Origin of the sequence: Brevundimonas sp. (genome assembly GCF_036963785.1) — a bacterium.
Classification (GTDB): domain Bacteria; phylum Pseudomonadota; class Alphaproteobacteria; order Caulobacterales; family Caulobacteraceae; genus Brevundimonas.
Genome location: NZ_JBALUS010000001.1, coordinates 589,630 through 606,278, shown reverse-complemented (window position 1 = coordinate 606,278; position 16,649 = coordinate 589,630). Strand labels below are relative to the sequence as shown.

19 protein-coding genes are annotated in these 16,649 nt (G+C 66.6%); 15 read left to right on the top strand and 4 right to left on the bottom strand.

Features of this window, described 5'->3' with window-relative positions; translation table 11 throughout:
* Window positions 1-26: 26 nt before the first annotated feature.
* Window positions 27-290: a hypothetical protein gene (locus V7672_RS03040; protein ID WP_335623191.1), complete on the top strand. Its 264-nt coding sequence runs from the start codon at window positions 27-29 to the stop codon at window positions 288-290.
* Window positions 291-342: 52 nt separating this feature from the next.
* Here V7672_RS03040 and V7672_RS03035 read toward each other — a convergent pair whose 3' ends face one another.
* From V7672_RS03035 to V7672_RS03025, 3 genes are read right to left on the bottom strand one after another with little or no spacing between them, the layout of a single operon-like run.
* Window positions 343-1,125, bottom strand: coding sequence for a GIN domain-containing protein (locus V7672_RS03035; protein WP_335623190.1), 783 nt, complete (start codon window positions 1,123-1,125; stop codon window positions 343-345).
* Between the two features lie 23 nt (window positions 1,126-1,148).
* The gene (locus tag V7672_RS03030; protein WP_335623189.1) at window positions 1,149-1,718 is read right to left on the bottom strand and encodes a DUF1700 domain-containing protein; all 570 of its coding nucleotides are present in this window, start codon (window positions 1,716-1,718) and stop codon (window positions 1,149-1,151) included.
* Window positions 1,715-2,089: a PadR family transcriptional regulator gene (locus V7672_RS03025; RefSeq protein WP_123285749.1), complete on the bottom strand. Its 375-nt coding sequence runs from the start codon at window positions 2,087-2,089 to the stop codon at window positions 1,715-1,717. The genes V7672_RS03030 and V7672_RS03025 overlap by 4 nt, the downstream gene beginning before the upstream one ends.
* A gap of 246 nt (window positions 2,090-2,335) precedes the next feature.
* Here V7672_RS03025 and coxB point away from each other — a divergent pair, with 246 nt between their 5' ends.
* The 11 genes from coxB (at window position 2,336) to V7672_RS02970 (ending at window position 12,410) form a co-directional block, all read left to right on the top strand.
* Complete coding sequence (gene coxB, locus V7672_RS03020) at window positions 2,336-3,310, top strand: cytochrome c oxidase subunit II (RefSeq protein WP_335623188.1); 975 nt, start codon at window positions 2,336-2,338, stop codon at window positions 3,308-3,310.
* 25 nt (window positions 3,311-3,335) lie between these two features.
* A complete protein-coding gene (ctaD, locus tag V7672_RS03015; protein WP_335623187.1) occupies window positions 3,336-4,988 on the top strand; it encodes a cytochrome c oxidase subunit I in 1,653 nt (550 codons plus the stop codon).
* 109 nt (window positions 4,989-5,097) lie between these two features.
* The gene (gene cyoE, locus V7672_RS03010; protein WP_335623186.1) at window positions 5,098-6,081 is read left to right on the top strand and encodes a heme o synthase; all 984 of its coding nucleotides are present in this window, start codon (window positions 5,098-5,100) and stop codon (window positions 6,079-6,081) included.
* Window positions 6,081-6,281, top strand: a complete 201-nt coding sequence (locus tag V7672_RS03005; protein ID WP_335623185.1) for a hypothetical protein — start codon at window positions 6,081-6,083, stop codon at window positions 6,279-6,281. Before cyoE ends, V7672_RS03005 begins: the two co-directional genes overlap by 1 nt.
* Window positions 6,278-6,841 carry a cytochrome c oxidase assembly protein gene (locus tag V7672_RS03000; RefSeq protein WP_335623184.1) on the top strand — a complete coding sequence of 188 codons (564 nt, stop codon included), beginning with the start codon at window positions 6,278-6,280 and terminating at the stop codon, window positions 6,839-6,841. Before V7672_RS03005 ends, V7672_RS03000 begins: the two co-directional genes overlap by 4 nt.
* A 48-nt stretch (window positions 6,842-6,889) precedes the next feature.
* A complete protein-coding gene (locus V7672_RS02995) occupies window positions 6,890-7,786 on the top strand; it encodes a cytochrome c oxidase subunit 3 (protein WP_335623183.1) in 897 nt (298 codons plus the stop codon).
* On the top strand, window positions 7,783-8,175 hold the full coding sequence (locus tag V7672_RS02990) for a DUF983 domain-containing protein (RefSeq protein ID WP_335623182.1): 393 nt from the start codon (window positions 7,783-7,785) through the stop codon (window positions 8,173-8,175). The genes V7672_RS02995 and V7672_RS02990 overlap by 4 nt, the downstream gene beginning before the upstream one ends.
* Complete coding sequence (locus V7672_RS02985) at window positions 8,168-8,851, top strand: SURF1 family protein (RefSeq protein ID WP_335623181.1); 684 nt, start codon at window positions 8,168-8,170, stop codon at window positions 8,849-8,851. Before V7672_RS02990 ends, V7672_RS02985 begins: the two co-directional genes overlap by 8 nt.
* Window positions 8,782-10,113, top strand: coding sequence for a M16 family metallopeptidase (locus tag V7672_RS02980; protein ID WP_442888783.1), 1,332 nt, complete (start codon window positions 8,782-8,784; stop codon window positions 10,111-10,113). The genes V7672_RS02985 and V7672_RS02980 overlap by 70 nt, the downstream gene beginning before the upstream one ends.
* 9 nt (window positions 10,114-10,122) lie before the next feature.
* Window positions 10,123-10,746 (top strand): GNAT family N-acetyltransferase, encoded by a 624-nt coding sequence (locus tag V7672_RS02975; RefSeq protein WP_335623180.1) that lies wholly within the window; start codon window positions 10,123-10,125, stop codon window positions 10,744-10,746.
* A 35-nt stretch (window positions 10,747-10,781) separates the two neighbouring features.
* Entirely contained in the window at window positions 10,782-12,410 is a 1,629-nt protein-coding gene (locus V7672_RS02970) for a putative bifunctional diguanylate cyclase/phosphodiesterase (protein WP_335623279.1), read from the top strand.
* A gap of 4 nt (window positions 12,411-12,414) precedes the next feature.
* Here the strand turns inward: V7672_RS02970 and V7672_RS02965 are convergent, their stop codons facing one another.
* Window positions 12,415-13,653 carry a YihY/virulence factor BrkB family protein gene (locus tag V7672_RS02965; RefSeq protein WP_335623179.1) on the bottom strand — a complete coding sequence of 413 codons (1,239 nt, stop codon included), beginning with the start codon at window positions 13,651-13,653 and terminating at the stop codon, window positions 12,415-12,417.
* 70 nt (window positions 13,654-13,723) lie between these two features.
* Between V7672_RS02965 and prmC the strand changes: the two genes are divergently transcribed.
* The 3 genes from prmC to V7672_RS02950 all read left to right on the top strand — a co-directional run bounded on the left by prmC (window position 13,724) and on the right by V7672_RS02950 (window position 16,616).
* On the top strand, window positions 13,724-14,617 hold the full coding sequence (prmC, locus tag V7672_RS02960) for a peptide chain release factor N(5)-glutamine methyltransferase (protein WP_335623178.1): 894 nt from the start codon (window positions 13,724-13,726) through the stop codon (window positions 14,615-14,617).
* 293 nt (window positions 14,618-14,910) lie between these two features.
* A complete protein-coding gene (locus tag V7672_RS02955) occupies window positions 14,911-15,876 on the top strand; it encodes a DUF4167 domain-containing protein (protein ID WP_335623177.1) in 966 nt (321 codons plus the stop codon).
* A gap of 68 nt (window positions 15,877-15,944) precedes the next feature.
* Window positions 15,945-16,616: a DUF4893 domain-containing protein gene (locus V7672_RS02950; protein WP_335623176.1), complete on the top strand. Its 672-nt coding sequence runs from the start codon at window positions 15,945-15,947 to the stop codon at window positions 16,614-16,616.
* The last annotated feature ends 33 nt before the right edge of the window (window positions 16,617-16,649 follow it).

The following is a 16,649-nucleotide window of genomic DNA, read 5'->3' as shown; positions in this document are numbered from 1 at the left end:
TTCACCGCCGGTCCGGAGCCTTGATGATGAAAACGACCGTACTGACCGCCGCCTTTGCCGCTGCCGCCGCCCTGGCTCTGTCCGCCTGCGGTAACAATGAGCGCACCGCCGAGGCGGAAACCTCGGTCGCCGAAGCGGAAGTCACCACGGAAATGCCCGAGGGGGCTGTCAGCGACGCCCAGCTGGAAGCCACCGCGAATCGCGCGGCCGCCGACGCAAGCCAGCCCCAGGACGGTGCGCTGACGACGGATGGCCAGCCGCAGAGCTCCGACACCCTCCCGGCACAATAATCGGAAGACCGCGTCAGGAGCCGGGGACATGCCCGGTTCCTGACGTCGGCTTTCAGGGTTGACGGATATCGCCCGATCCCGAGATCCGGCTGTCCAGGCTTGCCGGGCGACGCGTCAGCGTGACATCGCCAGATCCGGAGATGGCGACGGCCGCGCGGCCCGTGGGCCCCAGCCGCGCCTCGCCCGAGCCCGACACGGTCACGTCGGCGTCGGCGAGCTCGAGGGTGTCCAGATCGACTTCCCCCGAGCCTGAGATGTCGAGCGCCAGGGCGCGGGCGCGCCCCTCGGCCTCGATTTCCCCCGAGCCTGAAATGCCGAGATCCATCTGGTCCTGGTCATAGGCGCGGATGTCGATATGGCCGGAGCCGTTGAGGCGAAAGCGGGTCACGTCGGGCGCGGTCACGACAATCCGCAGATCGTCGCGAGGACTCCAGCCGCGAAGGCCACCATCATCCCAGCTGAGATAGACCTGGTCCTCGCCGTCCTTCAGGCGAATGCGCCCCTGGGTGATCTCGACCCGATCGACCAGCCCTTCGGGGCCGGTGACGGTCACGCCCGCAGTGTCGCCCTGGACGTATTCGACGTCGCCGTCGAAATCCATGACGAGGGTGTCAGTGCCGTCCCAGGCGAGGGTGCGGGTGACCTCGGGGCCGGTGCTATGGGCGTCGGCATTTCGCACCCGCTCGAAGCGGACAGGATGGCCGTCGCGGTCAAAGACGGTCCAGGACCAGCCGTGCGCGGCCAGATCGCGCCCGCCGAGGGCAAAGGCCCCGCCGAGACAGATGAGGGTCAGTACCAGCCCGGCGGCGGCAATGATCAGGGATGTGCGGATCATGATGTTTCTCCGGGGAATGGGGGTCAGGCGACCTGCGGCTCAAGCGCGGGCTTGAGCAGGCGATAGTGAAGACGGGCGAACCAGACGACGCCGTTGACCAGCCAGATGGTCAGCACGGTCAGCAGGGCGGCACCCGTGACGGACGCAGCCATCAGGCCCAGTCCGGCGAGGATGGCGGCAAAGGGACCGCCGGGGGCTCCGGCGATCGGGCCCACCACCATGATGCCGACTCCGGCGACGAAGGTCCCCAGCGCGGCTGCGTATCCGCCCAGGATGACACCGATCAGGCTCATCAGCAGCGGAAGCAAGAACAGGATGTCGATGGCGCCCAGTCCCAGCACCGCCAGAATGGCGGCCGTCGCGGAGGACGGGTTCTGTTCCTGGTGCCAGCGACGGATGCCGGCCTCGGCCTTCAGCTCGCGGGCCAGGCGGTCCGGATTGCCAAGCGCTGCAGCCACCTCGGCCTCGCTGCGGCCCTCGGCCAGACCGTCATCGAAATGGGCCTCATAATCATTGAGGACCTCTGCGGCGGTGCTGGTCGGCATGCCGACCAGACCCTTCTTGAGCCGGGACATGAATTCGGCGCGTGTCATTGGGCAGCTCCCCCCTCTTGCGTGTCTGTGGTGGCGGGCACGGGCGTGTCCGCCTCGGTGATCAGGTCATCGACGGCCTTGGCAAAGCGCCGCCACTCGCGGCCCTGGTCTTCCAGGGCGCGCCGGCCGGCGTCGGTCAGGCGGTAGTATTTCCGCGAAGGGCCGGCGGGTGATTCGACCAGATAGGTCTCGACCCAGCCATCGGTCTGCATGCGGCGCATCAGCGGATAGATGGTGCCTTCGCCCATATCGATCGCGTCGGACAGGCGACTGGCGATCTCATAGGCATAGCTGTCATCGCGGGCGAGCAGGGCCAGGACGCACAGGCCCAGCACTCCCTTCTTAAGCTGTATTTCAATCGGCTCGGGCAAATCAGCCTCCTTTGATGGCTCATTCGCTATCGCAAGCTATTGGGCGACGCAAGGTAGCTTGCACAACATGACGACGATTTAATATCGGGGTGCGGCGACATGGAGCGCATTGATACGCCTCCATCGCTTGGCAAGCGCGAAGCGGGGGGATAAGGACCGGCCATCACTCTACGCCCGAGGGGCCGGGTGCGTCTGCGATCCATTCGCAGATCGCTCGTAGGAAAGACTGAGATGAGGACGTCTGCGATGGCATCGGGCATTCGCGCCCTTAAGGCAGCCACGGCGGCAATGGCCGCTTCGGTCGGCGCCACGATCATGGTGGGGGCTTCGGCCATGCCCGCCCTGGCCCAGGATCTGCTGGGTCAACCGACTCCGGGCGCGGGGGGCATTGCCCTGCAACCGGCTGCGTCGCCGCTGAAGCACGATGCCATCTGGTTCCACGATGTGATCCTGCTGCCGGTCATCACGGTCATCAGCCTGTTCGTGCTGGGCCTGCTGATCTGGGTTGCGGTCCGCTACAACAAGAAGGCCAATCCGGTTCCGGCCAAGTGGAGCCACAACACCCTGATCGAGGTGATCTGGACCATCGTTCCGGTCGTGATCCTGCTCGTGATCGCCATCTTCTCGTTCCGGCTTCTGTACAAGTACGAGGCCATGCCTGAGCCGGACCTGACCGTGAAGGTCACCGGCAACCAGTGGAACTGGGGCTATGAATATCCCGACCAGGCCGTGCCCGAGTACATCTCGAACATGCTGCCGGAAGACGAGGCGCAGGCCCGCAATGTCCCGTACCGCCTGGCTGCGGACGAGGCCATGGTGGTGCCGGTCGGCAAGACGGTGCGTCTGCTGATCACGGCGTCGGATGTGATTCACTCGGTGGCCCTGCCGGCCTTCGGTCTGAAGACCGATGCCGTCCCCGGCCGCACCAACGAAACCTGGTTCAACGCGGAACGCACCGGCGTCTATTACGGCCAGTGCTCGGAGCTGTGCGGCGTCGACCACGCCTTCATGCCCATCGAAATCCGTGTGGTGACCGAAGCCGAGTTCGCTGCCTGGGTCGCCTCGAAGGGCGGCTCCATGACAGCGGCTGCGGACGCCGAGGCCGCTGCTGCGGCTGAAGCCACCGCTGCCGAAGCGGCTCCGGCCGCCGATGCGACCCCTGAGACGGCGGCCGATGCCGCCACCACCGAACCGGCGGCTACGCCCGCCGCCGCTCAATAAGTTACGCGAGAGCCCCGAAACGACCATGGCCACCGCACACGCCGCCCACGACGATCACGACCACAAGCCCGGGTTCTTCACCCGCTGGTTCCTGTCGACCAATCACAAGGACATCGGCACCCTCTATCTGATCTTCGCCATCATGGCGGGTATCGTCGGCGGTGCCCTGTCGGGCCTGATCCGCTGGGAGCTGGCCGAGCCGGGCATGCAGGTGTTCGTGCAGGGCGGGCTGATCGAGCAGCTGGGCCTCGTTGAGGCGTCAAAGCATGGCTATAACGTCACGGTCACGGCCCACGCCCTGATCATGATCTTCTTCATGGTCATGCCGGCCATGATCGGCGGCTTCGGCAACTGGTTCGTGCCGATCATGATCGGCGCGCCGGACATGGCCTTCCCGCGCATGAACAACGTCTCCTTCTGGCTGCTGGTCGCGGCCTGGATTCTGCTGTGCCTGTCGATGTTCGTCGACGGCGGACCGGGCAAGGGCTTTGGCGGGGGCTGGACCATCTATCCGCCGCTGTCGACCATGGGGCATACCGGCCCGGCCATGGATCTGGCGATCTTTGCCCTGCACGTCGCGGGCGCCTCGTCGATCCTGGGCGCCATCAACTTCATCACCACCATCTTCAACATGCGCGCGCCGGGCATGACCCTGCACCGGATGCCGCTGTTCGCTTGGTCCGTGCTGATCACCGCCTTCCTGCTGCTGCTGTCGCTGCCGGTCCTGGCGGGCGCCATCACCATGCTGCTGACTGACCGCAACTTCGGCACGTCGTTCTTCGACCCCGCCGGTGGTGGCGACCCGGTGATGTTCCAGCACCTGTTCTGGTTCTTCGGCCACCCCGAGGTCTACATCCTGATCCTGCCGGGCTTCGGCATCATCAGCCACATCGTCTCGACCTTCTCGAAGAAGCCCGTGTTCGGCTATCTGGCCATGGCCTACGCCATGGTGGCCATCGGTTTCATCGGCTTCGTCGTGTGGGCGCACCACATGTACACCGTCGGCATGACCGTGAACCTGCGGGCCTATTTCATCGCCGCGACCATGGTCATCGCCGTGCCGACGGGGGTGAAGATATTCAGCTGGATCGCGACCATGTGGGGCGGGTCCATCGACTTCAAGACGCCCATGCTGTGGGCCGTCGGCTTCATCTTCCTGTTCACCATCGGCGGCGTGACCGGTGTGGTTCTGGCCAACGCCGGCATCGATTACAGCTTCCACGACACCTATTACGTCGTGGCCCACTTCCACTATGTGCTGTCGCTGGGCGCGGTGTTCGCCATCTTCGCGGGCTTCTACTACTGGTTCGAAAAGATGTTCGGCGTGAAGTACAACGAGTTCCTAGGAACTCTGCACTTCTGGATCATGTTCATTGGCGTGAACGTGGTCTTCTTCCCGCAGCACTTCCTCGGCCTGCAGGGCATGCCGCGTCGCTACATCGACTATCCGGAGGCCTATACCTTCTGGAACCAGGTGTCGTCGTGGGGCTATGTGATCACCGTGGTCGGTGTGCTGGTCTTCCTGATCGTGCTGATCGAGGCCGCCATCCGTCGCCGTCCGGGCGTCGCCAATCCCTGGGGCGAAGGCGCCACCACCCTGGAATGGACGCTGTCGTCGCCGCCGCCGCATCACCAGTTCAACGAACTGCCGGTGGTCAAGGACGAGAAACACCACTGACCCGACGGCGCATCCGCGCCTGACGGCCCAACCTGAAGTCCCCGGGACCGTCCCTTCCATACGAGGGGACGGTCCCGACCTTTCATAGAACGACACGGTCTTCCGACCCATGACCGACACGCGGCCCAGACTGTCGACTGCCCAGCCCGGTGACTATTTCCAGCTGCTGAAGCCGCGTGTCATGTCGCTGGTCATCTTCACGGCGGTGACGGGCCTGGTGGTTGCACCAGGTCAGCTGAATCCGCTGGTCGCCGCCATCGCCATCCTGTGCATCGCCGTCGGCGCCGGCGCCGCCGGAGCCCTCAACATGGGGCTGGAAGGCGAGACCGATGCCCTGATGAAGCGTACCCGGGGCCGACCCGTCGCTGCCGGTCGCGTCAGAAAGAACGACGCCCTGGCCTATGGCGCGGTCCTGTCGCTGTTCTCGGTCATGCTGCTGGGCATGAACACCAACTGGTTCGCCGCGGGCCTGCTGGCGCTGACCATCGTCTACTATGCCGGTTTCTACACCCTGATGCTCAAGCGCCGGACGCCGCAGAACATCGTCATCGGCGGCGCAGCGGGGGCGTTTCCCCCGGTGATCGGCTGGGCTGCCGTGACCGGTGACGCGCCCTGGCAGGCCTGGCTGCTGTTCCTGATCATCTTCCTTTGGACGCCGCCCCACAGCTGGGCCCTGGCCCTCTATTCTGCCGGTGACTATGCGCGGGCGGGCATTCCGATGATGCCGGTGGCGCGCGGGCCGAAATCTACCCGCCTGCAGATCCTGCTCTACAGTCTGGTACTGGTGCCCGTCGCCATCCTGCCGGGCGTGACGGACCTGGGGGGGGCGATCTATCTGGGCGTGTCGGTCGTCGGCGGCCTGCTGTTCCTTCTGCTCGCCTTCCGTTTGTGGCGCAGCCGGGCAGGGGATCAGCCCGAGGCCGATCGCACCCACGGCGGTCCGGCTGTGGGACGAGAGGCCGCATTGTATGATGTGCGGATTGACGCCAAACCGGCCCGGAACCTGTTCGCCTATTCAATCCTGTATCTGATGCTGCTGTTCCTGGCCCTTCTGCTCGAGAACCTGCCCGCGTCCACCCTGGTATGCCCCTGATGCGCCTGACCGAAGAAGAACTGACCGCCCGCAAGCGCCGCAATCTGTGGATCGCGCTGGGTCTGGTCGCCTTCATGGTGCTGGTGTTTCTCACGACCTTCCTGCGCCTGAAGCAGAACATTGCTGACGCTTCCGCCAACAGGGCCGTTGCAGAGGCCCCGGTCCAGCCGGCCGGCCCCGCCACCGGAGGGGCATCATGAATCGCAAGAATCTGATCGCCCTGATCTGCGGCGGTGTGGTCATGCTGATGACCGGCGCCGCCTTTGCGGCCGTGCCCCTCTATCAACTGTTCTGTCAGGTGACCGGCTTTGACGGCACGGTACGCAAGGCCGACAAGGCCCCGGACGTCGTGCTGGACGAAACCGTGCTGGTCCGCTTCGACACCAATGTCCGCAACCTGCCGATGACCTTCAAAGCCGAGCAGCTGCAGCAGCGCGTGCGAATCGGCGAGACCGGGATGGCCTATTTCGAGGTGACCAACACCTCCGATCAGCCGATCGGGGCCACAGCCGCCTATAATGTCGTGCCCGAGCGGGCCGGGGCCTATTTCCAGAAGCTGCAGTGCTTCTGCTTCGACGGCCAGGTCATCCCCGCAGGCGAGACCATGCGCTTTCCGGTCCAGTATTTCGTGGCCCCGGAACTGGCCACCGATCCCGAAGGCCGGGGCGTGACACAGATCACGCTCAGCTACACGTTCTACCCGACGAAGGATTTTGACGTCGCTTCGGTGACGGCAAACTCTGGCGCGTCGGGATCGTGAGCGCTATAGGGCCAATCACGAGTCTATCCGAGAGCAAGAGACCCCAGAATGGCTGACGCGCACGCCGCTCCTCATCACGACTATCACCTGGTCAATCCCAGCCCGTGGCCGCTGGTCTCCTCGATCGCCGTCACGGTGATGATGGTGGGCGCTGTTGCCTGGATGAAGGGCGTGTTCGGCCTTGAGGCCGGCACCCAGTGGCTGTTCTTCGCCGGTCTGGCCGGTGTGCTCTATTCGATGTTCGGCTGGTGGAGCGATGTGATCAAGGAAAGCCGCCAGGGTGACCATACCCCGGTCGTTTCGATCGGCCTGCGCTACGGCATGGTGCTGTTCATCGCGTCGGAAATCATGTTCTTTGCGGCCTTCTTCTGGATGTTCTTCGAAATGTCCGTCTACAACGAGGCGCGCGCCCACATCCCGGCGATCAGCTTCTGGACCGATACGGCGACCGCCTGGACCAATGCTGACGGCACGACGCTGTGGCCGCCCAAGGGCATCGAGACTCTGGACGCCTGGCAGCTGCCGCTGCTGAACACCGTCATCCTGCTGCTGAGCGGTACGACGGTCACCTGGGCTCACCACGCGCTGCAGGTCGGCGACCGCAAGGGCGCCAAGCTGGGCCTGCTGATCACCGTGCTGCTGGGGGTGCTGTTCACCAGCGTTCAGGCGTACGAATATTACCACATCATCCACGAGAACCTGTTCTTCAACGAAGAAGCCGTGAACTCGGGCCTGTACGGGTCGATCTTCTTCATGGCGACCGGCTTCCACGGGTTCCACGTGCTGATCGGCACGCTGTTCCTGATCGTCTGCCTGCTGCGCCTGATGGCCGGTCAGATGTCGCCGCAGAAGCATTTCGGCTTCGAGGCTGCAGCCTGGTACTGGCACTTCGTCGACGTGGTCTGGCTGTTCCTGTTCGCCTTCGTCTACGTCATCTTCGGGTGATCGACGAGCCCACAGGGATCGATCTTCAGCCGGCGCGGATCAACCCGATCCGCGCCGGTTTGCTTTGCCGGTGCCCGGCCTGCGGCGAGGGCAAGCTGTTTTCCGGCTTTCTCAAGGTCGTGGATCGGTGCGCGGTCTGCGGCACCGACTTCAGCCGGCTGAACACCGGCGACGGGGCGGCCGTGTTCATCATGCAGATCTCCGGCGGCATCTCGGCGTTTCTGGCGCTGGGTCTGCAGATTGCCTTCGCACCCCCGACCTGGGTGCTGCTGATCGTGGCGGTGCCGCTGGTCCTGGCCCTGTCCCTCGGGCTGATGCGGCCGGGCAAGGGGCTCATGATCGCCCTTCAGATCCGCGACCTCACCCACGGAGCCGCGCCCCATGTCTGATCCGAAGGCCACCGGTTTTCCCTGGGGCCTGACCGTCGCCTCGCTTCTCGCCCTTGCCCTGTTGCTGTCGCTGGGCGTGTGGCAGGTCCAGCGCCTGCAGTGGAAGCAGGATCTGATCGCCCGGGCCGAGGCCGCCGCCGACCTGCCGCCGGTCTCGCTGGAGGCGCTGGGACAGATGCCGGATCCGGAGTTCCGCACAGCCGTGCTCGCCTGTGACTTCCAGAACCAGCCGCATGTCGAGCTGCAGTCCATACAGGATGGCCAGCCGGGCGTGCGTCTGATCTCCAGCTGCAACGGCTGGCTGGTCGATCTGGGCTTTGTCCCGGAAACGGTGAGCGCCCGACCGGCGACACAGCCTGCTGCCGTCCCCGCCATCACCGCCCAGGCTCGTCGGGTCGAGGCACCCGGCGCCTTTGCCCCGCCGCCGGAGGGCAACCGCTTCTACGCCCGCGACACCGGGGCCATGAGCCGGGCCCTGGGCGTCGAGGGACCGGTGCGTCCCTATGTGCTGTTTGCCACCGGCTCGGCATGGCCGGAGTGGCAGGCGCTCACGCCCTCGGCCCCTCCCGCTGCCTTTTCCAACAACCATCTCGGCTATGCCCTGACCTGGTTCGGACTGGCGCTGGCACTGGTTGGTTTCTATATCACCTTGCTCCGCCGGAAGCTGAAGTCCTGACCCTGCGATCCCACACCCTGCCGAACGGCGTCCGCGTCGTCTGCGATCCGATTCCGGGTCTGCAGACCGTGGCCGTCTGCGTGGCCATTGCCGCCGGCGCCCGCCATGAAAGCCCGGCGCATTCCGGTTGGTCCCACTTCCTCGAGCATATGGTGTTCAAGGGGGCGGGCGACATGTCCGCCCGCGAGATCGTCGAACGGATCGAGGCGGGGGGCGGCTCGATCAATGCCTCGACGGGCTATGAGCGGACGGTCTTCGAGGTCCGGGCCATGGCCGACGGGCTGGAGACGGCGCTTCAGGTGATTTCCGACCTGATCTTCCACCCGGTATTCGATCCGGAAGAGGTCGAGCGCGAGAAGGACGTCGTCGCCCAGGAGATCGCCGAGGCCTTTGACACGCCCGACGACCACGTCTTTGAAATGGCCCAGGCGCGCGCATTCGACGGGCAGCCTCTGGGGCGCGCCATCCTCGGTGAGGTCGAGACGCTGGCCCCCATCGACCATGAGGCCATCCGGGCCTTCCGTGCCGATATGTACCGGCCCGACCGGATCGTCGTGTCGGTGTCCGGTGCCGTCGATGAGGCGCAGCTTCTGGCCCTTGTCGAGCGCGGCTTCTCCCAAGGTGTTGCCCGCGCCGCCTCGTCCGTCCCGGCCGGGCATTTCGTGGGCGGAGAGGCGCGACTGGCCCGCCGGATCGAGCAGTCGAACCTCGTCTTCCTGCTGCCGGGCCTCAGCCACACCGATCCGCGCAGGCCGGCGCTGCGGCTGGGCGTCGAAATCCTGGGGGGCGGCATGGCCTCACGCCTGTTCCAGACCGCGCGCGAAGAGCGCGGACTGGCCTATGCCATCGATGCCTACCACGAGAGCTATACGGACTGCGGCCTGCTGGGCCTCTATGCCGGGGCTGCGGCTGATCGCGCAGGGGAACTGGCCCAGGTCTGTGGCGAGACGATCCGGGCGCTGGTGAGCGATGGTCCGACCGAACGCGAACTGGACCGGGCCCGCGCCGTCGCCCGGGCCGGCATCCGCATGGCCGATGAAAGCCCCGTGGCGCGCGCCGGGCGGCTGGCGACCCAGTCCCTCATCTTCGGTGATCCGGTCAGCAGCGACGCCATGGTGGACGAGGTCATGTCGCAGAGCCGCGAGGATGTGCAGGAGGCCCTGGCAAGCTGCCTGACGCCCGGCCTGACGGCCACGGCGGTGCTTGGGCCGCGCGCGGGTCTGTCGGCGGGCCTTCTGTTCGAGCGCGCGCTGACAGGATAAGCCTGACGGATGGCCCTACTGGACTGGATCAGCGAGCGGTCTGGCCCGACCCTTCAGTCGGAGGGGGTTGTGCTGCGCCCGCCCCGTCCGGCGGACTACGAGGCCTGGGCCACACTCCGGGCGGCTTCGCAGGCCTATCTGGCGCCCTTCGAGCCCGCCTGGCCGGAGGACGACCTGACCCGACCCGCCTTTCGCCGGCGTCTGGCGCTTTACGGCCGAGAGATGGATCTGGGCACGGCCTGGCCGTTCTTTGTCTTTGAGGCCTCGACGGGCCAGCTGGTCGGCGCGGTGACCCTGTCCCACATCCGCCGGGGGGTCAGCGAGGCGGGAACGCTCGGCTACTGGATCGGCCAGACCTTTGCCGGCAAGGGCTATTGCACGGCGGCGGTGCGGGGGATGGTCGCCTTTGCGTTCGACACCCTGAACCTGCACCGCGTCGAGGCCGCCTGTGTGCCGTGGAACGTCGCATCGCGTCGTGTGCTGGAAAAGGCAGGCTTTGAGTCCGAAGGTATGGCCCGGGCTTATCTCAAAATTAACGGCACTTGGTCAGACCATCTACTGTTCGGACGTGTCGATGACCGGCACGAGGGTGGCGCGGCCAAAGCGCCGGATGAGGATCGTTCAGGCGGGTGAGTACGCGGCAGTCAGCCCTGGCCTGGGATGCCTCGATGGCCATCGAGGCGCTGGCGGCGGCTGACTCGGCCCTGTGGGTCTGGACCCCGTCCCAGGACAGCCTGCGCGTGACCGGGGCCAGCCGTCCGCTGGGACTGGGCCCGCTGGCCCCCGAGTGTTCGGGCGCAGCCTTTGCAGCCGTGGCCATGCCGCAGGACCGGGCGCTCGCCGAAGCCCTGCTCAAGCCCCAGGCCGAAGGCACGGAGATCGCCGTGCGCCTGCGCATGCGGGATCATCCGACCTGTCTGTGGCGCGGCGTCTGGCTGGAAGACGGCCTGAGGGCCGCCGGCGTCGTCGCCCTTGAAACCACATTTGCCGGATCAAATCGCGACACCCTCACCGGCCTGCTGGACCGGGCTTCCTTCCTCGCGCGCGTCGGCGAGACGCTGATCCAGCCGGGCGACTACGAGCTGGTGGTCGCCGACGTGGATCGCCTGCGACGTCTGAACGAGGCGCTGGGCCATGAGCGGGTGGACCGGGTCCTGTCCGCCCTGGGATCGCGCCTCGCCGCGGCCTTCTCGGGCGACGATCTCCCGGCCCGGATCGGCGAGGACGAATTTGCGGTGCTGGTCCGAAAGGGGACCGGCCACGTTCCGGGCCGCCTGCGTCAGGCGTTGGAACAGCCGCTGCGGGTTGCCGGCTTTGACATCTATCCGACGGTCTCGATCGGGGCTGTGACCACTGAAGGTGGTCCGGACGCCTCTGACCCCGGCGAACTGCTGCGTCGGGTCGAGCTGGCGGTTGAACAGGCCAAGTCAGCCGGTCGCGGCGGCGCGGCCGCCTATGGCCGGGCGCTGGAAAGCGACAGCCTGTCGCGACTGGCGCTGGAATCCGACCTGCGGAACGCCTTTGTGCGGGGCGAGATCGAGCCCTTCTACCAGCCCATCGTCAATCTCAAGACCGGGGCCGTGGCCGGCTTTGAGGCCCTGTGCCGCTGGCGTCACCCCAAGCGGGGGCTGGTCCCGCCCGACGAGTTCCTGACTCTGACCGACGAAATGGGGCTGATGAACGAACTGGGTCTGCTGATGATGACCCAGGCCGCGCGCCAGCTGGCCGAATGGCTGAAGCGCCATCCGATGGCCGGCAAGCTGTTCTGCAGCGTCAATCTGTCGGTCGGCGAGATCGAGCGCCCCAATCTGGTCGAGGACGTGGCCCGCATCATCGAGGAGACCGGCCTGCCGCGCGGTGCGCTGAAGCTGGAAGTCACCGAAGGCGACATCATGCGCGACACCGCCAGCGCGGCCGTGGTTCTGGCGCGCCTGAAAGAGGTCGGGGCCTCGCTGGCGCTGGACGACTTCGGCACCGGTTTTTCGTCGCTCAGCTATCTGGCCCGCCTGCCGTTCGATACGCTCAAGATCGACCGCTATTTCGTGCTGACCATGGATCGCGACGAGGGCTCGGCCAAGATCGTCCGTTCGGTCGTCAATCTCGGGCGCGACCTCTCGCTGGAGGTCGTGGCCGAGGGCGTGGAGAACGCCGGGCTGGCGGCCCTGCTGCTGCAGGACAACTGCCACTATGGCCAGGGCTTTGGCTATGCGCCCGCGCTGCCTGCTCAGGAAGCCGAAGTCTATCTGAACGAGTCCCTTTCGGATGGGTCCGCCCCCATCCGCGCCCGCTCCGCCTGACCCGTCACGTCTTTCGGGCGCGCTTGCGGTTGCGCCGCCGCAGCAGCCGGTCAGAGATCGCCTCGGCGTGTTTGAGCGTGAAGGCCAGGGCAGCCGGGCTGCCCCGTTTGGCCCCGACGCTGTCCGCCACCACGGCGCCGCGCTCGCCCAGAGGTGCGGGAGGGCCGACCGTCGTGTCGACCGCCGTCTGGTGCTCGATCTCGGCATTCAGCTCGGCGCCCATCAGGATGATCTGCACGGTCAGCCAGGTCCACAGCAGGAAGCCCATCATCGCCGCCAGCGGCCCGAAACTGTCGGTCCGCACAAAGGTCTGGAGATACCAGCTGAACACCGCCGACAGGCCGAGGCTGAGGGTCGCCGCCACGATCGCCCCGGGGGTCAGCCAGTGCCAATGCGCCGGGTTCCGGCACGGACCGAGCCGATAGATGAGGGTCAGGGCGACGATATAGACGGCGTACAGAACGACCCAGCGCAGCGGCGCGAGCGGCTCCAGATGGGAGACAAGGCCCAGCGGGCCCAGCACGATCGGCACGCCAACCACCAGCACCGCTGTCAGCAACAGGGCCCCCAGTCCGGCGAGGGTAAACCCCATGCAGAGCAGGTTGTATTTGACCAGATTGCGCCGCTCGACCTCGTGATAGGCGATGTTCAGCCCGTAAAAGAGCGTCTTGATGCCGTTGTTCGCGACCCAGAGCGACAGGCCCAGCGTGCCGATCAGCGTCAGGGTCAGACGCGGCCGGGAATCTTCAGCCAGCCTCTGCATCTCGCCCCCGATGAACTGGGCGACGCCGGACGGCAGCACGGAATAGAGGAAGCGCAGGCGTCCCCAGGCGTCCTCCGGATCGGCGAACAGACCATAGATGGTCACGAAGGTGGCGAGCGTGGGGAACAGCGCCAGCAGCATGAAGAAGGTCACGCCGCCCGAGACAAAGCCCACCCGGTCGCCGAAATAGCTGGCCCCTGTGCGCCAAAGGATGTCGGTCCAGCCCTTGCGGGGAATGTGATGGGGGCGCTCGGCAATCCGTCCCCGACCGGGTTCACGGGCCTCATAGTCCTCGGGCGTCGGGGGATCCGGCTTCGCGGGTTCGGGGCGATAGCGGCGCAGATCGACGCCGACCTTGTGACCCTTGCGATGCAGCAGGTGGGCGGCGCCGGCCCCTGCCGCCAGACCCCCGAACAGGGCCGCCGCCAAGCCGGCCAGCAAGCCGCCGGTGCGGGGAGGTTTGGGAGACCGTGACGTCATCGCCCCCTAACGGCCAAGCTGGCGCGCCGTTCCGCTTGAATTTTCCGGCTGCGACCCCCAATCAACGTCCATGTCCGACACACCTACCCTGCTCACCACCTGGAAGGCCGCCCAGACCCGTCTGAAGGCCGGTCGCATCGACAGTCCGTCGATCGACTCGCGCCTGCTGCTGGAGGCCGCCTGCGACGTGAGCCGCCTCGACATTCTGACCGATCCCTACCGGGCAGTGACGGCCGAGCAGGCCGCGACCTATGAGGCCATGATTGACCGTCGGCTGAAGCGCGAGCCCGTGTCGCGCATTCTGGGCCGCAAGGGGTTCTGGAAGATCATGCTTAACGTGACGCCTGATGTGTTGAGCCCCCGTCCCGACACCGAGACGCTGCTGGACGTGGGCCTTGCCGCCTTTGCCCCGCATCAGGCGTTCCAGATTGCCGATCTGGGAACCGGCTCCGGTGCCATTCTGCTGGCCTTCCTGGCGGAGCGGTCAGGGGCGACGGGCGTGGGGACGGACATCTCGAGCGAGGCGCTGGCCGTGGCGCGCGACAACGCCGCCAGCCTCGGACTCGAAGGGCGTGCGACCTTTCTCAGGACAGAGTGGGCCACGGGATTTGAGGACCACAGCTTTGACCTTGTAGTGTCGAACCCGCCCTACATCCCCACGGCCGACATCGCCGGGCTGGACCCGGAGGTCCGCGACCACGACCCGCACCTCGCGCTGGACGGCGGACCGGACGGTCTGGAGGCCTACCGCCAGCTGGTGCCCGAGATCCGCCGCGTCATGAAGCCGGGCGGTATCTTTGCGGTCGAGATCGGCTGGGATCAGGGCGATGTGGTCAAGGCCCTGTTCGACGAGGGCGGGTTCGCGGATGTGAAGGTCGTGCTGGATCTGGCCAACCGCAGCCGGGTGGTGACGAACGGGCCCGATCCACGAGCCCAGGCGCCGGATATGTCCCTCGTTTCCTGAGACCGGCCCTCGCGGCGCGTCGGAAAAAGACCCTTGGAATGCGCGGCAAGGCGCGCTAAGTCTTGTCTTGTCTCCCACCAATCGCATCTCCGTGCGCCCTTCCGGGCCAACTGACAGGCGAGTGGCATGCGCGACGACCCGATCCCTGACACGGGCCTGGGTGGACCGCGCGGGTGACAACGGCTTCCGATGACATTGATGGCGGGATTTCCCTCCCGAACCACGGACAGACGAAACAGAACCCGGCCTCGACAGTCACCTGTGTCGGCCACCCTCCCGGAACGGTAGAGTCTATGAGAGATTTCAAGGGCATGAAGCGCCAGCGCGGCCGCAACAGGAAGCCCGGTGGCAACAATAATGCCAACAGCGCCAATCCGAACCGGTCATGGGATTCGCAAGGGCCTGAGAACATCAAGGTCCGGGGCAATGCCCAGACCGTCTATGAGCGCTATATGCAGCTGGCGCGCGACGCCGCCTCTGCCGGTGACCGCGTCCTGGCCGAGAACTATCTGCAGCACGCCGAGCACTATTTCCGGGTGCTGAGGGCGCTGCAGCCGCAGCGGCCGGTGTCGGAAATCGCCCAGCGCGAACTGTCCAATCAGGGCTTCGACATCGATTTCGAAGACGAGAGCGGCGCCCAGGCGGCGGCCTTCATGGCCGCGCAGCAGGCCCAGCAGAACGCCCAGCAGAACAACAACGGCAATCCGAACGGCGGCAATCCGTCCGGTCAGCAGCCGCAGGGCCAGCAGCCCCAGACCAATGACCGGGATCGTGACCGCGACAGGGATCGGGACCGCGACCGCGACCGGGATCGTGACAGGGATCGCGACCGCGATCGTGACCGTGACCGCGACACGGACGGCGAGACCCGCAGCGACGGCGAGGGCGGCGGTCGCCGCGAAACCCGTCGCGAGCGCTGGGAACGCCGCAAGGACGAACAGCGGGGCCGCAAGCCCTCTCAGGAAGGCGACGCCGATGCGTCCGAGGACCGGTCCGACGACGCGCCGCAGACCTCCAGTGGAACGCCTGACGAGACGCCCGAGGCGATTGCTGAGGCTCCGGCCCGTCCCGCCCGCAAGCCGCGTCGCCCGCGCGAGGACGCCCCGGTCCGGGAAGCGTCCGACGCGGACGCCCTGCCGGGCTTTCTGACCCGCCCGACCCCGCGGGTGGCAGAGGCCCCCGCTTCGGAGGAGGCCGCGCCGCCGCGTCGTCGCGCGCCCCGCAAGAAGGCCGCCGAGACCGCCGACAGCGGCGAATAGTCCATCCGGTCTTGACCTCCGCGTCTCGCCCGGGCCCACTGGCCCGGTCCTGACGAGAAGGAGATGCCATGTCCTATGCCCGCCACGTCCGCACCGCTGGACTGACTGCGCTGATGGCCCTGATCGTGTCGGCCTGTGCGTCCTCAGGTGGTGGCTATGCCCCACCGCCCCCGCCTCCGCCACCGGATGGGTCCGGTCCGGTCCTGCGGGATTGGCGCAGCATCATCACCACCTATGATCGCGACCGGTACGGTCGGGTGGATGCCGCCTGGCGTCTGGCGCTGGAACAGGCGCGCCGTCAGGAGGGATCGGGCGATCTCGGCTCGCTCGGCGCCCTGCTTGATCCGGACGCAGCCGTCGGTGGCGTCACTCCGCCCGAAGGCGACTATCGCTGTCGCACCGTCAAACTGGGCTCACAGGGGGGAGAGGCGGGCCTCGGCTATGTCGTCTACGGCTGGTTCGACTGCCGGATCGAAAGCACGCCGGCGGGGCTGAAATTCTCCAAGCTCACAGGGTCGCAGCGACCCTCGGGCCTGCTGTTTCCGGAGAATAACCGTGAAATGGTGATGCTGGGGTCCATGGCCCTGGGGTCCGAGCCGCCGGCCAATTCCTACGGCCAGAATTCCGACCGCGACATGGTGGCCGTGCTGGAACGGATCGGGTCGCGCCGCTGGCGGCTGGTCATCCCCTGGCCCCAGTACGAATCCAACCTCGATCTGATCGAACTGGTGCCGAACTGACCGGAACCGCTTGACCTGACGTCCTCGTCCGCC